The sequence below is a fragment of the Candidatus Cloacimonadaceae bacterium genome (assembly GCA_030693415.1).
In the GTDB taxonomy this organism is placed as follows: domain Bacteria; phylum Cloacimonadota; class Cloacimonadia; order Cloacimonadales; family Cloacimonadaceae; genus JAUYAR01.
Genome location: JAUYAR010000011.1, coordinates 1 through 13,650, shown reverse-complemented (window position 1 = coordinate 13,650; position 13,650 = coordinate 1). Strand labels below are relative to the sequence as shown.

Here is a 13,650-nt window from a genome sequence, read left to right as displayed (position 1 = left end):
TGAGCCCTTATCAGTCTCATCGAACATAGTCTCATGTGCTGGGCAAAAAGGTAGTGGGAAGATATGCGGGAAATAGGTATGACAGAAGAACGAGAACGCATCCCATCCTTCTCCGGTGGTTCGCCTGATCCTGTCGGTCTTAGCTTCAGGATTATCGTCTATAAAAGGCAAGACGGAGATCGTTTTTGAAGCGATCTCCGCCAATGCCTTGTTATGTCGCTGAATGAACTTCTTAGACATAACCGGGACTTGGAGGGTAACCATGAAAGTGCGGAGCCGGAGGCGACGGCTCCGCTTGGTCGGGTTGGAGGGTTTGGAGGGTAGGTAGGTCGGGTCTGTAGGCTGGTTTGGAGGCAACCATGTCCGTGACTGTAATATTATCCATTTCTAACTCTCAAGTATTCTGCAAGGTCAAGAACTATGCCCTGAAACTGTTTCAGCATAGTCTCATGCCCTTTCTCGATCATGAAGTCGGTCACCTGATCCAGGAAGCGCACGATATAGTCGTTCAGTTCCTTAGCAGGCTCACTATCTTTCTGATTCTGCTTGATGAGAGAGACAAGACTCTGAAGTGCGGTATCTGCAGGGTTCTTGGCATATTCACGCAGTGCCTGGATGAGTGCCTTCTTGCGGGCTAAGCTGATCTCATGGTCAAGCTTGCGCTCTTCCTTGAACAGCTCATCCCACTTGCCGGACTTGATCCACTTGCGGACGGTGATGTCGGACACACCGAAGATCACCGCCAGCTCAAGCGGATCGGTCTTACCATTCAGATAAGCATCTTTGCAGTTGTCCCGCTTGATGCGGAACTCTATGGCATTACTCATACTCAGGTCTTACCTTGTGACTTTCCAGATACTTGTTGATGTCTTTGCCATGAACCCTGAGGGGTCCCTTGTCATTGATGCGGTAAGCGGGGAGAGGATCGGCAATGTCCCTGATCATACGATATACAGTGGAGCGGTCGACATTCAGCATGTCGGCTATCTCGTCCGGTCTATAGTAGCGGTCATTGAAACTATCCACGTTTACCTCGTTTTCTTGTGTCATTACTGCGGTCATCATCTGTAGCCCCCTGTCATCCGTCAAAATCTGCTGCATAAGGATGCGACAGAATTATAGGGCACTGAAGTTAAGCACGACCTTGTGGTAGTTCCCCGCATCATCCCGGACCGCAAAAGAGATGTACTGCTTTGTGGATGTTACCATGATAGCTTTGTCGATCAGTTCCATTGCTTCCTTCCAGGTCGGGTCTTTGATCTTGTAACGGCGCAGGGCAAAGATACGGTAACGGGCTAACTGACCACGTTTATCCACCTGGAAGGCTTCATTGATGATGGCTTTGAGATTGTCACTGGAGTCGACTGACCAGGCTTTGATGCACTCGTCTATCTTCTGCTTGGCAAGCTGCAGTTCGATGCCAAACTGAATCTTCTCCCGGTAACGTACTTCGATGCGGTATTTCTCATTGAAGCTAATCAGCAGGGCATTGCCCTTCCATTCCAGACCGTTACGCCTGGCTGCATCACTCAGGTAGTTTTCGATGATGCTGACGATCTTCAGCTTGTCATTGGTAATCCGGTCGTGCAGTTTGAGAGCATTATCCATAGCCCTGATCACCACAGTTTCTCTTTCCACGATATCCTGATTTAACACCTTAACGGGTATCTCCCGTCCCTGGGCATCGGTCAGGGTGCGTTCCTTAGCGGCTTTGGTAGACTTACTACTCATGTGAATCCTCCTTAGGATCAATTTCTTTATTGGTTTGAGTATTAGTAGTTTGAGTTGATTGCTTCTTGATATAGGACTGGAACATGGCGATAACCGCTCTGCGTTCTTTCATATCGAGCAGGTTCCAGTGGCTCTTGCGATAGTGCTTAATCATGAATGCCCGCAGATCGGAATCGGTCCATCCGGCTTCTTTCATGAGCGCAAACATGTATTTGCCCTGTTTATCAAAGGTAAATTCATTGGGGCGACCGTGCTTGCGGTAATTGATCATGAGTGACTTCAGCTCCAGGAGACGATCTTCCGGCAATGCCGATAGCGATTCTCCGAAGCCGAGACCATTCATGACGTATTTGAAGCCATCAAGTGGCCAGTGGAATTTCTTGACCCGGATGGCGTGTATTTGTTGCCGTAGTTGTTTTTCCCGTAGTTCCTGTGTCATAGAATACCCCACTTACGATTATTAAGTTCTGTTTCGGTTTTTTAGATAGGTGTTGAAGTCTTGGAATGCATACAACTTAGATTTCCTGTACTCATTCCATGCTTGAATATGTGCTTCACTTTCGGCTTTTTCAGCTTCTGCGTGTTTACGTTTCTCAATTCGCTCGGCTTGCTGTTGAAGCCAGATACGATGCCTTGCTTCCTTCTCTTCAGCTCTTCTAAGCTTCACTTCCTCACTTAGCTTGGGTCGTAGTGTTCCTAATGCGCCGGGTATCACCTTTTTTCCGATGTCCCTGATATTCTCTCTGGTGATGACCACGTAGATGTCGCCTTTGAGTCCGATTAAACCCATGGATGCCATCGCTTCCAGATAGACGAACACCCACTGCCTACTGAGTCCAAAGTCTTTGGAAATGGTTCTCACGGATGTGTATTTGCCTTTCTCAATCAGATCGAGGAGAGCATTGGCTGCCGCAGGATCGAACTTCCAGTCGCCCTTCTGATTGTAGCAGACCTTGGGATTATAGCGGTTAGCCAAGACATAAATGCCTTCCTGGTGTGATTTAAGTTTGATGGTACCGGCTTCCAGCAGTTCAATCAGCACCGGTTCGACCACTGATGTATCAAGAGCGGTCATGCTCGCTAAGGTCTGAGCCGTGAAGGGCTTCCTGAACTGCTTTACAAAGTTGAGCACCAGGTCTCTGGATGTCATTTTGCAACCGTAAGATCGATTATCTTGGTGGGAGACTCTTCCATCCTAATGCCACCGGTTTCAATGGAGTGCATCATTTTCATGGCTTTTCTTAAGTTGCCCTTGGCAGCGGTATGTATTCTATCGACTATCGCTTCGGTCACTTCAACTTCCAGAACTTCCTTTGCCAGCAGCTTGATGTCCTTCCTGTCGACTTGCTTGAACTCATAGAAGGAATTGCATCTATCGAAGTAGTATTCATTGATCTGGGAGAGCCGATCCTTGGCATTCTGCATACCAACCAGGATCACCACCGTCATCGTTTCATCCACGATATCCCGGATCGCTCCGAGCAGTTTATCTTGCTGGAAGGCATAATCGATCTCATCGATCACGATTACCATCTCTTCATGCTCATCTAATATCTGCATACAGAGGCTGAAGATGTTATTGGTAGTTCCCGAGGGAATGTAACTACCCAATTCAAATCTCTGATAAAGCGCTGTCAGCAGATTGACGGCAAAGGACTTGGGGGTCGAAGTGGCTTCCAGTCTCAGGTAGATGTATCCTCTCTGGAATGCCATGCGCTGAGCATAAGTGGTCTTGCCGAGTCCGGGACGACCATAAATCAGTCCCAGTCCGACCATCTCCATTTTGGGTCTGTTCATCAGGTAGTTGATGCACTGGTCGGCTTCGACTACATTGGATATTTTTACAAGTTGATTCTGTTTCATTGTATTCCTCCTACATGATTCCTATGAACTTGAGCATCTCTTCATAGCTCTTCTCTTTGGGTTTGATCTCTTCATCATCATCGATTGGCACTATGAGCTTGGGTTTATCCAACAGATTTGGCAGCGTCTTTTGCACTTGCTTATCCAGTTCTTCCATCAGTTGCTCCGGACTCGGTTTAGGCGCTTCAAGTGTTGGCGGTTGGATAAAAGTTGGATTGGTTTCTATACTGGCAATCGGCAGCGGTTTTATCATTTCATCCACCACTTCCTGCGTCCTGCGGACGATAAACTTGGTTTGGTTGGCGATGTTTCTCTGATAGCGTTTATTGGCTTTCTGCTCTTTATTAAGTTCTGCATGCGAGATGGGATTGTCTTTATCGAGATATACAAACGGGTCTTGCGATCTCCTGACTTCCGCCTGGCAGATGTAGTTGTCTTGCATGTCATAAACTACTATCCAGCGCAGATCGGCAAGGTCGTATCTGATTACCACTTCCTTACCGATATGCTCCATCAGAGCCGTATCCCAGTACATCAGCTTGTTGAGTTTGATGCCGTTATTACGCAGGGTCTTGCGCTCTGCCGACATCATCAGGAAGTTGAGCCGGGAAGCTTCGATCTTCTGCTCAGTCAGCACCGGGCTTGAGCTATAAACCTGCCAAGGTGTTTTGCCTTCGAGTCCGCTATGGGGATGCTCTCCATACATCTTGCGGATAAAGAATCCGATCATTTGCATCGCTTCCTCAATAGTGGGTGGTACAGATTCATACATCTTTTTTGCCCATTTCTCGTTCCGCATCAGCGTGGCAGGCTTATCGGCTATGGATGCACCTCTGAAGGATGAGATGAACCGTTCAAAGCGTTCCTGAAAGGTCTTGAAGAACCGCTCGATAATCTTTGCTTTGGCATTATAGCTCTCAGCGAAGGCTACCTGTATCCCCAGTCTGGGGAAGATACCTGCCAGGTCACTGGTCAGATCGTGCTCCTGCCACTTCTCATTGAATAGTTTACTGCGGAAGGCTTTGCCGTTATCGAGATAGACGAACTTCGGCACTCCGCCATAGTTGAGGAAGGCGTTTCTAAAGGCAATCTGGATATGCTGACTGTCCTCTGTAAATGCAAGGGCTGCTCCCACCGGATAACGGCTTGCCCAATCCAATACCATAATCATGGTCATACGTTGAGCTTTGCCGGTCTTAGGATTGATAATATCAAAGGCGAGAGTATGACCGTCAGCCACCCAGACATCGCCGACACTAAGTAAGCTGTTATCACGGTGGATCGTCTTGACTATGGTCTCCTGCACCGCTTTGCTGCCGAGTCTGGCTTGGGTCCAGATTGCCTTGTTATTCGTTTCCCATTCATTAGCCCAGCGTACCAAGGTCGGGATCGAAGTGGGCGATTCCAGCGCACCCAGTCTCGCATAATCTTTCAAAGTGTTTACCGCAGAGTATATCTTTACTTTCTGAGGAGTGAGCAGTAGCTTCAGGAGGAAGTGTTGTTCCAGATAGGTTACTTTACGTTTCCGTAACTGGTGTTTCCCCTTATGCAGAAGAGCGAACATATCTCGGCTGGTATCTTTATACTGATCAACCCACTTTCTCAGTGAGCGTTCGGTGCGTTTGCCTCTCAGCTTGAACAGCTCCGGCACCAGTCTGCCGTTATTGTAGTCTTCGGCGATGCTGTTCCAGGCTTCTAACTTGGCTTCGTATTGATCCAGTCGATCCAGTACCAGTTCACAGAACTGCGATAGGTATTGAGCTTCCGGCATAAAACTGAGCAGCTCTTTCGATTCCGGTTCGAGGTTAATGACTGATCTCGTATCATCGCTAACAGAATCAACTTCATAGGGGATGGCAAACGACTCAATCTCCTCATCCTCCGGCTCCGGTTTAGCTACCTCAGTAGTCTTTACCTTAACCGGTATAGGCTTCGAAGCATCCTTGAACTTCACTTTTTTATCCGTATGGATAGGAGTAATCAATTTCAGCTTGACTCCGGGTATCTCGATCTTGGCTCCCGCCTTGATCAAAGCAGCTGCATTCTGATAATTCTGTTCAAGGTTGTCCATGTCTATCATGTCATACACGCTATCTGACTTTTCCATGCTCCACCTTCCTTTCCTTATTATAGGAGATAACAAACAGGCAGGTATGCTCCCGGTCATGGATAGTGATCTGTTCCTTACCAAGATACTTGGGAGACTGTCCCAGTTTATGGCATAATGCCGTATCCTGATCAACCATATCCTGTCCCACCAGTATAAAACACTTGGTCGTATGATTGACTCCGCTTGAAACGGTTCTCTTAACTGAGATCAGCAAGCCTTCGTCTATCAACCTGCGGATCGTCTTGACCGACTTATCCTGCAATGCCGCCATCCTTGCCACTGGCAGCCAGACTAATTGTACGTTCTTTTCCATTACATAACCTTCCAAATTTAAATATGGGAGTGAGTCAGCATTTGGACTTGGACAAATCTCGCCACTTGGACATACATTTGGACTTGGACAAGATTTCCCACTTGGACACCAAATCGGACTTGGACTTGGACATTTTGCGTAGCACTTGGACAAATATTCGCAAATTGAATGAACATTATGCCCGGAAGCTATACGCAGAGACAGCTTGTAGCTGTTTTGTCCAAGTGGGGAACCATAAGGTTGGACTTGGACATTTTTCGACTGGCAGCTCTCACACTTGCCATTCGGTCTCGTCTGTGCATTCATTTTCACCTCTCTTGTATAGTTTATAGGGGTGCTAACTTCCATACGAGCAACATCTTGGGAAGTCCTTTCTGCGTTTTCCAGCAGCTTTCTCACACTATCCCATTCCGCTGGCGTTTACGCCATCAGGAAATGGGTCTCCAAAAAAAATACATTGACACATCTATGTAGCTATATTTACATGTTCCGTAGCTATATTGATAGCCGTATGGATTATGTCAAGACTATTTCGTCTTATTGGAGTAAATATGCGTAGAAGTGAGATTGGCGAGAGACTCGCAAAAGTAATGAAAATGATGAGGTTAAAGCACTCGAATTTTGCTGAAAAATTTAATATTTCGTCTGCCTCATTATCCCGTTACAAGTCCGGAGATCGTCTCCCGGACCCTGCTTTTTTGATTGCTTTGTCCAAGTCGAGAATCAACACAAATTGGTTGCTTACCGGTGAAGGCACTATGAATATTCAGCAGGAATTCGACGGTTGGATAAAAGATCAAGTGGCTTCCAAGATCGGAGTGGTCAATTCCAACACTGGACTATATGACTCTCCGACAGTGGATTATACAAGAACTGTAACCCTTCAGATTCTTGGCGAAATTGCCGCCGGAAGACCAGACCCCATCTTAGACCTCCGGCATTTAGGCGATCAGATTGAGATACCCAGAAGAATCCTGACTGGCAATCCCGATAAGTATTTGGCATTTAGAGTAAATGGGCACAGTATGGAGCCCAATATCATGCATGAGGACTTAGTTGTCATCAAACAGGAGACTAACTGGACGGAAGCGCATAACAGAGTCTGTGCAGTGCGAACTGATGAAGGAGCGACACTCAAGAAAGTTATCCTCGATGAACAGACTAGGCGTATTATTTTGCAACCATTTAATATAGACTTTCAGGTGCAGATTATAGACGAGGATCAGGGTCTGGATATTTTTCTGATCGGACTTTTGTCACTTCAGTTGCGGTTTTTTTAACTCGGAAATTTCGGAGACAACCCTCAAAGTCCAAAACCAGTCCAGAATCGGCTCAATTTGAAGCTTTAAGTGATAAAAACTCGTCCAAAAACGTCCAAAACTGCCAATGTCCAAGTCCAAACATAGTCCCTCATATCTCTCCACCATATAAGCACTTATCCCCACTTTCCCAAGTGATGAAAGCTTGAAGTTTGGGGTGACGGTTTATAGTGAATTGTGTAGACTATGCTACAATGTTAGCAAGGATCTCTCAGCTATTCCACCTCCGCAGCATCAGCATGCTGCCCTACATGCACACCCATCTCTAATCATCATTTACCACAGCGCTTTCCAGATAGACGAAATTGTGTGTGCCGGCTTTGACGATGTTTTTCATCTTGTCCGCGATGATCTCCACTTCGTCAATATAGTCGATAGTATTGAGTCCGCCGACGGCGTCGCATTCACCGTTTTGGATGCGTTGGAGGATGGTTTCGCGCAGGTTGTGGTGTTGTTCGTTGATCCGTCCTTCCATTTCGATGATCTTGTAAGTATATTTGGGATCAAGCTCTTCCAGATAATCGATGGAGAGATCAAGCATAAACATAATCTTGGCGTGGAGATCGGCGATCATCAGCGTAAAATCTTGGCAAAGGGGGGTCTTTTGCGCGGGAATCTGATGATTGAGGATGCGGTTGATCTCTTCCGTGAAATCTCCGATCTTTTCGATGTCGTTCACTGTGTGCAGCAGGGCGGGGATTTTTTGGATGATGACATCCGCGTTCGTGCGTTCATTCACTGCCACCAGATAGCGGGTGATCTCCCTTTGCAGATGGTCGATGGCGGATTCGATGCGGGAAACCTGGATCTGTTTTTTATAGTTTTTGTCCTTGAAGGCATCATAGGAAACAGTGAGCGAGAGACGCACGAGGCGAAGCATTTCACGCATTTCCTTCAGCGATTGATCGATGGCGAGCAAGGAATCGCCGATGAGATGATAGTTCAAGTGTTTCGGTTCGCCCAGAGAGATGCTATCCACAGCGTCTTTGGGGATGATGCTCTTGGCGAGATATGCCAGAGTTCCGGCGAAGGGAAGGAAGATCAGAGTATTAAGAATGTTGAAGAAAGTGTGGGCATTGGCGATATGGCGAGCGATATTGACTCCGTTGAAGACGTCCCCGGGAGTGATACGGTTTATAAACACGGTGTATATCCCAAAATATGTCAACAAGGCGAAGACGATTGTCCCGAAGAGATTGAAAAGTGTGTGCACCAATGCCACCTGGCGGGCAGTGTTATTCGATCCCAATCCTGCCAGCCAGGCTGTGATCGTGGTGCCGATATTATCGCCAAAAACGATGTAGAGCGCGCCCTCGAAAGGAATCAGACCGTTGTTTGCCAGCACGATGACGATACCGATGGAAGCGGATGAACTCTGGATCAGCATCGTGAAGATTGTTCCCACCATGATCCCCAGAAGGGGGTTATGAGAAAGGGAGACCATGATCTCGCGCGCGAGCTCGGATTGCTTGAGCGGTCCCACGGCTTGGGACATCACATTCAAGCCGACGAAGAGCAATCCGAAACCGAGAATGATCGAGCTCCACCGCTCCATTCTGCGGCTGCGCCTGGTCAAAAGCAAGATGACGCCGGCGATCACGAAGACAAAGGCATAGTCGCCAAGTTTGAAGGCGATAAGTTGAGCCGTGATAGTAGTGCCGATATTGGCGCCCATGATCACACCCACGGCTTGGTTGAGAGTCATGATCCCGGCATTGACCAAGCCGATCAGCATCACCGTCGTGGCGGAGCTGCTTTGGATCAATGCGGTCACTCCAAGCCCTACCATGACACCTCTAAAGGGTGTGCTGGTGAGCTTTTTCATGATGCGCCGCATCTCGCTCCCGGCTACGGACTGGAGGCTATCCGTCATCTTGTTCATTCCGAAGATGAACAGTGCGAGACCACCGAAGAAATTGATAATTTCCAAATAGTTCATCGGTTATTTTGCATCCTCATGTATGGATTTTGTCCACGCTTTAAGAGCCTGTCAATTTGGTCAAGGGAAATCGTGTTGCCATGCAGCAGCTTGGCAGACCGATCTCAACTTTCCTGTTTCATTTGGGGAAAGAGGATCACTTCCTTGATAGAGTCGTTTTCGGTAAGCAGCATCACGAGTCGGTCGATACCGATTCCCTGTCCGCCCATCGGAGGCATGCCATATTCGAGCGCTTCGAGGAAATCCTCGTCCACGACGTTTGCCTCTTCGTCTCCGAGGGCGCGAAGGCTTGCCTGGGCTTCGAGACGGCGGCGTTGGTCAAAAGGATCGTTGAGCTCGCTGAAAGCGTTGGAAAACTCATTTCCGGCGATGATCAATTCAAAGCGTTCAGCGAATATTGGATTGCCGGGTTGTGCCTTTGCCAAAGGAGATATCTCCTTGGGAAAACCGGTCACGAAAGTCGGTTGGACGAGTTTATCCTCCACATAGTGTTCAAAGATAAGCGCGATCAGTTTTCCGATTCCGGCTCCGGGAGGGATCTCAAGTTTGCGTTCTTTGCAAAAGGCGAGCGCTTTGTCAAAATCCAGATCCCCAAGGTCGATGCCTGCATATTGATGCACGAGATCTGTCATCGAGGCGCGCGTCCACGCACCGGTGAGTTTCACCAGGTGTCCGCGATAAAGAAAATCGTCCTTGCCGATGACGTCTATTGCCAGATGCTTAAACAGCGCTTCGGCGATGTCCATCATCCCCTCGAGATCGGAATATGCCTCATAGAATTCCATCAAGGTAAATTCCGGATTGTGGGTTCTGTCCATGCCCTCGTTGCGAAAGTTCTTGCCGATCTCATAGACGCGTTCGAAACCGCCAACGATGAGGCGTTTCAGATATAGCTCGGTGGCGATGCGAAGATACAGATCCACAGCCAAAGTATTGTGATGAGTGACGAAAGGTCTCGCGTTTGCACCGCCATAAAGGGGTTGGAGGGTGGGTGTCTCCACTTCGAGGTAGCCGCGCGCGTCCATGAAATTGCGGATCGCGGAGATGATCCGGGAGCGCTGTTCAAAAACCCTGCGGTGGGATGGATTGAGCAGCAGATCGAGGTAGCGTTTGCGATAGCGCAGCTCGATATCGGCAAAATCATCATAGCGGACATTTTTGCCATCGACGATCTTTTCCTTCACCGTGGGCAAGGGACGGATGTTCTTTGCCAAAAGTGTGATCTCTTCGGCTTTGATGGAATACTCACCAGCTTGGGTGTAAAACAATGTTCCGCGCACCTGCACGAAGTCCCCGGCATCGCAAAGCTTGAATAGCTCATAGTTTTCTTCGCCGACAAGATCGCGCTGCACGTAGATCTGGATTCTTCCGCCAATGTCCTCGAGATTGCCAAAGCCAAGTTTTCCCTGACGCCGCATCGCCACAAGCCTTCCGGCTAAGGTGACGACAGTCTCGGATTTGATCCAGGTGTCCTTGTCGGCAAGCGTTTCGGAAATGAGATGGCTGCGCGAGGACTTCACCGGATAGGGATCAATCCCAAGCGCGATCAGCCGATCAAGCTTCTGAGCGCGAAGCTGGATAAATTGGTTCGGCTTGGCTTGCATGGTCTATAAATCTTTGAAGGGATTGTCTGAAGAAGGGGCGGATTGTTGATTGGCATATTTACGCCATTCGTCATCGCCTCTTTGTCTTCCACCGCTGCGGCGTGCTCCACCACGATCGCCAAAATCGCGAGATTCGCGGCGAGTATTGTCTTCACGTGGCTGACGGGTCTCGATCACTTCTTCCGGTCCGCGATCAGTATAATCCAATGTGATGCGGTGATTTTCGCGGTCGATAGCGGTGACCATCAGAATAATGGCGTCTCCGCCTTTGTTGTTATCCGTCTTGCGGACTCTGGAGCGGGGAAGCAAACCGGTGACACCATCGGCAATCGAAACGAACACCCCGAAATTGGTGGAGCTTTCCACGATGCCTTCAAATGGTTTACCGATCTCTATGATCGAGTCTATTGTACTCCAAGGATCTTCCTGAAGAGCTTTGAGTGAAAGGGAAATCTTTTGGGTGTCCGGATCAATTCTGAGAATCTGAACCTGGACAAAATCGCCCTCCTTGAGGACTTCGCGGGGGTGGGCGATATTGCGGCTACGGCTCATTTCGGAGACTGGGATCAGACCTTCGACTCCGGGTTTGAGTTCCGCGAAAGCACCAAAATTGTGCAGGCGCAGGACGCGGCAATTGATCGTATCACCTTCTTTGAGGTCATTCAAGGCGAGGGTGAAAGGATTGTCCTGCAAGGCTTTCATCGAAAGAGCGATCTTGTCGCCTTTGATATCCAGGATCTTGACTTCGATCTGCTGACCGACCTTGAGCAGGTCCTGCGGTTTGATGACGTGCGTCCAAGCGATTTCAGATACGTGCATCAGACCTTCGGTACCATCGAGATCGACAAAAGCGCCAAATCCCGTCATGCGCATCACCGTTCCGGGAACGATATCACCGATGTGAATGCGTTGCATGGCGGCTTGTCTTTTTTCATTCTGAGCGGCTTCTTCCAGATTGCGGTGAGAAACCACGATGCGGCGACAGTTTTCAGAGCATTCGATCACCATGAAATCCATTGATTTGCCGATAAAATCGCCGGCATTTTCCACCGAGCGCATGGATATCTGGGATATGGGACAAAAAGCTCGGGCACCAAGGACGTCCACTTGGAATCCGCCTTTGGTCAGCGAATAGACCTTGCCGTGGACCGGGATCTTCTTATCAAAGGCATCCCAAAGCGATTGCTTGTCCACATATTGCTTGGTCAAACTCTTGCCGACGACGTAGCCTTGCTCGTTCTGATCGACGATAAAACCTTTCAGGGCGTCTCCTACTTTTAAATGCAGGACGCCTTTGTCATCGGTATATTCGCCGATTTCGGCATAGGCATCGAATTTCCCGCCGAGACTAACGATGATAAAGTTATCGCTAATAGTCACGATCGGGGCTTCGACGACGTCGCCTTTTTTAAATTCCGCCGTATTTTGAAAGGATTCTTCGAGCATGCGAAGATATTCTTCTTTCATTTCTTTCATTGCAGCTTTGCTGCCGGTTTCACGCACCTTGTCTGACATAAGTATCTCCTAAAGACTTTTCGGAAAGACCAAGATTTCCATGAGCCCCTTTTTGTAAAGGATTTTATTCTAAACCTCTGATTTTGAGTGTTTTTTGCCGTGCCCGGACAAGTGATCGACCCATGAATCCCGCATCACCTCCAGACAATGTCCAAAATCCGAACGCAGGATCGGCACCTTCAAGTAGCGCAGGATGCCGATCCTGCGAAGATAAATATGTGAATAGAAACAGGTATCACCTCCTCGCAGCATCGGCATGCTGCGCTACATTCTCCTTAGCATTACGGAGTCAATACGGACTTAGTCCGTAATGAGTCCGTATTGATTCCGTAATGCAAAGGGGGAAGATGCGAAAATCATGGGTGAAGGAGTAAGTTCCATACTCGGTAACCTTGCCAAGACCAGTGAGATCTTCGGTAAGAAGGGCTTTGCAGTCTGAAAGACGCTTTCCATAGCTCAAGCAATGATGGATACCTATTCCTCTGCTACTGCCGCCTACAAGGCAATGGCAGGTATCCCGGTAGTCGGTCCCGGACTGGCTGTACTGCTGCCGCCGCAGCCATCGGAGCAGGACTGGCTAATGTCGCTGCCATCAGTAATACCGAACCACCCAAAGCAGCCAAAGGTGGTATGTTGGTCGGTAACTCACATAGTACCGGTGGGATCATCATCGAAGCTGAAGGTGATGAGTACATCACAGCCAAAGACCGAGTAAGAGCACTGGGTCGAGGTATATTCGACTTCCTGAACTTCGCACCGCTTAATCAGGTGAAACTTGCCTTTGCAGGATTGTCGATGTCGAGTGTCCCACTGCCTGCCAACATCGGCTCATATTACGGCTCAGGTGGCAGTATATCTGGCAATGGCAGTATCACTGCGCTCTTGGATATTATGAGCGATTTGCGTGATCAGGTTGTTGAGATGAAACAGAATATCAAGGACAGTAAGTCCATCATCGAAATCAATGTCGATCCGCTGTCTAATGATCCGGTCAGAGTCAGTGAGATTGCCGATACTGGCAAACAGATCAGGTCTGAGGTATAGGGACTATGCCGAACTTCTTCAAAGTGGACTTCATACAAGGTAAGACCAATGCCACCGATTACGGACAGATAAAGCACAGCCTGACAGATACTGCTGCAAGCCGAGCTATCATCAGTCTGTCGGTTTCTGCTGATAAACTACAGACAGTATCCAACTACAGCAGAGAACCCAAGCGACTGATCTTTGAGTGCTTCCCGACTATCTGGATCAAC

The 13,650-nt window shown here is 48.4% G+C and carries 16 protein-coding genes; 3 read left to right on the top strand and 13 right to left on the bottom strand.

The features are described from left to right. The 9 genes from Q8M98_00635 to Q8M98_00595 form a co-directional block, all read right to left on the bottom strand. Nucleotides 1-240 (bottom strand): hypothetical protein (locus Q8M98_00635; protein ID MDP3113255.1); only part of this gene is annotated, 240 nt, incomplete at its 3' end. Nucleotides 241-377: 137 nt separating this feature from the next. Beyond that, nucleotides 378-827 carry a hypothetical protein gene (locus Q8M98_00630; GenBank protein MDP3113254.1) on the bottom strand — a complete coding sequence of 150 codons (450 nt, stop codon included), beginning with the start codon at nucleotides 825-827 and terminating at the stop codon, nucleotides 378-380. Beyond that, on the bottom strand, nucleotides 820-1,050 hold the full coding sequence (locus Q8M98_00625; protein MDP3113253.1) for a helix-turn-helix domain-containing protein: 231 nt from the start codon (nucleotides 1,048-1,050) through the stop codon (nucleotides 820-822). Before Q8M98_00625 ends, Q8M98_00630 begins: the two co-directional genes overlap by 8 nt. Before the next feature lie 66 nt (nucleotides 1,051-1,116). Beyond that, nucleotides 1,117-1,731, bottom strand: a complete 615-nt coding sequence (locus Q8M98_00620) for a DUF3164 family protein (GenBank protein ID MDP3113252.1) — start codon at nucleotides 1,729-1,731, stop codon at nucleotides 1,117-1,119. Next, a complete protein-coding gene (locus Q8M98_00615; protein MDP3113251.1) occupies nucleotides 1,724-2,170 on the bottom strand; it encodes a hypothetical protein in 447 nt (148 codons plus the stop codon). Before Q8M98_00615 ends, Q8M98_00620 begins: the two co-directional genes overlap by 8 nt. Nucleotides 2,171-2,191: 21 nt before the next feature. Beyond that, nucleotides 2,192-2,881, bottom strand: coding sequence for a hypothetical protein (locus tag Q8M98_00610; GenBank protein MDP3113250.1), 690 nt, complete (start codon nucleotides 2,879-2,881; stop codon nucleotides 2,192-2,194). Next, entirely contained in the window at nucleotides 2,878-3,594 is a 717-nt protein-coding gene (locus Q8M98_00605; protein MDP3113249.1) for an AAA family ATPase, read from the bottom strand. Before Q8M98_00605 ends, Q8M98_00610 begins: the two co-directional genes overlap by 4 nt. Nucleotides 3,595-3,604: 10 nt before the next feature. After that, a complete protein-coding gene (locus Q8M98_00600) occupies nucleotides 3,605-5,701 on the bottom strand; it encodes a Mu transposase C-terminal domain-containing protein (GenBank protein ID MDP3113248.1) in 2,097 nt (698 codons plus the stop codon). Beyond that, nucleotides 5,685-6,017, bottom strand: a complete 333-nt coding sequence (locus Q8M98_00595; protein ID MDP3113247.1) for a hypothetical protein — start codon at nucleotides 6,015-6,017, stop codon at nucleotides 5,685-5,687. Before Q8M98_00595 ends, Q8M98_00600 begins: the two co-directional genes overlap by 17 nt. 551 nt (nucleotides 6,018-6,568) lie before the next feature. Between Q8M98_00595 and Q8M98_00590 the strand changes: the two genes are divergently transcribed. Next, complete coding sequence (locus tag Q8M98_00590; GenBank protein MDP3113246.1) at nucleotides 6,569-7,297, top strand: XRE family transcriptional regulator; 729 nt, start codon at nucleotides 6,569-6,571, stop codon at nucleotides 7,295-7,297. Between the two features lie 304 nt (nucleotides 7,298-7,601). Here Q8M98_00590 and Q8M98_00585 read toward each other — a convergent pair whose 3' ends face one another. The 4 genes from Q8M98_00585 to Q8M98_00570 all read right to left on the bottom strand — a co-directional run bounded on the left by Q8M98_00585 (nucleotide 7,602) and on the right by Q8M98_00570 (nucleotide 12,652). Beyond that, the gene (locus tag Q8M98_00585) at nucleotides 7,602-9,275 is read right to left on the bottom strand and encodes a Na/Pi cotransporter family protein (protein ID MDP3113245.1); all 1,674 of its coding nucleotides are present in this window, start codon (nucleotides 9,273-9,275) and stop codon (nucleotides 7,602-7,604) included. Between the two features lie 104 nt (nucleotides 9,276-9,379). After that, the gene (gene lysS, locus Q8M98_00580; GenBank protein MDP3113244.1) at nucleotides 9,380-10,879 is read right to left on the bottom strand and encodes a lysine--tRNA ligase; all 1,500 of its coding nucleotides are present in this window, start codon (nucleotides 10,877-10,879) and stop codon (nucleotides 9,380-9,382) included. A gap of 3 nt (nucleotides 10,880-10,882) precedes the next feature. Beyond that, nucleotides 10,883-12,394 (bottom strand): S1 RNA-binding domain-containing protein, encoded by a 1,512-nt coding sequence (locus Q8M98_00575; GenBank protein MDP3113243.1) that lies wholly within the window; start codon nucleotides 12,392-12,394, stop codon nucleotides 10,883-10,885. Nucleotides 12,395-12,463: 69 nt separating this feature from the next. Next, nucleotides 12,464-12,652 carry a hypothetical protein gene (locus Q8M98_00570; protein ID MDP3113242.1) on the bottom strand — a complete coding sequence of 63 codons (189 nt, stop codon included), beginning with the start codon at nucleotides 12,650-12,652 and terminating at the stop codon, nucleotides 12,464-12,466. 372 nt (nucleotides 12,653-13,024) lie between these two features. On the opposite strand from Q8M98_00570, the gene Q8M98_00565 reads away from it, so the two are divergent. After that, on the top strand, nucleotides 13,025-13,438 hold the full coding sequence (locus tag Q8M98_00565; GenBank protein MDP3113241.1) for a hypothetical protein: 414 nt from the start codon (nucleotides 13,025-13,027) through the stop codon (nucleotides 13,436-13,438). Nucleotides 13,439-13,443: 5 nt separating this feature from the next. Continuing rightward, on the top strand, nucleotides 13,444-13,650 hold a 207-nt coding region (locus tag Q8M98_00560; GenBank protein ID MDP3113240.1), incomplete at its 3' end, for a hypothetical protein.

Bases quoted from the DNA above. Each gene is read 5' to 3' on its own strand.
- Q8M98_00615 (MDP3113251.1), bottom strand. From the start codon at position 2,170: ATGACACAGGAACTACGGGAAAAACAACTACGGCAACAAATACACGCC.
- lysS (MDP3113244.1), bottom strand. From the start codon at position 10,879: ATGCAAGCCAAGCCGAACCAATTTATCCAGCTTCGCGCTCAGAAGCTT.
- Q8M98_00620 (MDP3113252.1), bottom strand. From the start codon at position 1,731: ATGAGTAGTAAGTCTACCAAAGCCGCTAAGGAACGCACCCTGACCGAT.
- Q8M98_00565 (MDP3113241.1), top strand. From the start codon at position 13,025: ATGTTGGTCGGTAACTCACATAGTACCGGTGGGATCATCATCGAAGCT.
- Q8M98_00590 (MDP3113246.1), top strand. From the start codon at position 6,569: ATGCGTAGAAGTGAGATTGGCGAGAGACTCGCAAAAGTAATGAAAATG.
- Q8M98_00570 (MDP3113242.1), bottom strand. From the start codon at position 12,652: ATGCCGATGCTGCGAGGAGGTGATACCTGTTTCTATTCACATATTTAT.
- Q8M98_00605 (MDP3113249.1), bottom strand. From the start codon at position 3,594: ATGAAACAGAATCAACTTGTAAAAATATCCAATGTAGTCGAAGCCGAC.
- Q8M98_00630 (MDP3113254.1), bottom strand. From the start codon at position 827: ATGAGTAATGCCATAGAGTTCCGCATCAAGCGGGACAACTGCAAAGAT.
- Q8M98_00600 (MDP3113248.1), bottom strand. From the start codon at position 5,701: ATGGAAAAGTCAGATAGCGTGTATGACATGATAGACATGGACAACCTT.
- Q8M98_00575 (MDP3113243.1), bottom strand. From the start codon at position 12,394: ATGTCAGACAAGGTGCGTGAAACCGGCAGCAAAGCTGCAATGAAAGAA.
- Q8M98_00595 (MDP3113247.1), bottom strand. From the start codon at position 6,017: ATGGAAAAGAACGTACAATTAGTCTGGCTGCCAGTGGCAAGGATGGCG.
- Q8M98_00625 (MDP3113253.1), bottom strand. From the start codon at position 1,050: ATGACACAAGAAAACGAGGTAAACGTGGATAGTTTCAATGACCGCTAC.
- Q8M98_00585 (MDP3113245.1), bottom strand. From the start codon at position 9,275: ATGAACTATTTGGAAATTATCAATTTCTTCGGTGGTCTCGCACTGTTC.
- Q8M98_00610 (MDP3113250.1), bottom strand. From the start codon at position 2,881: ATGACATCCAGAGACCTGGTGCTCAACTTTGTAAAGCAGTTCAGGAAG.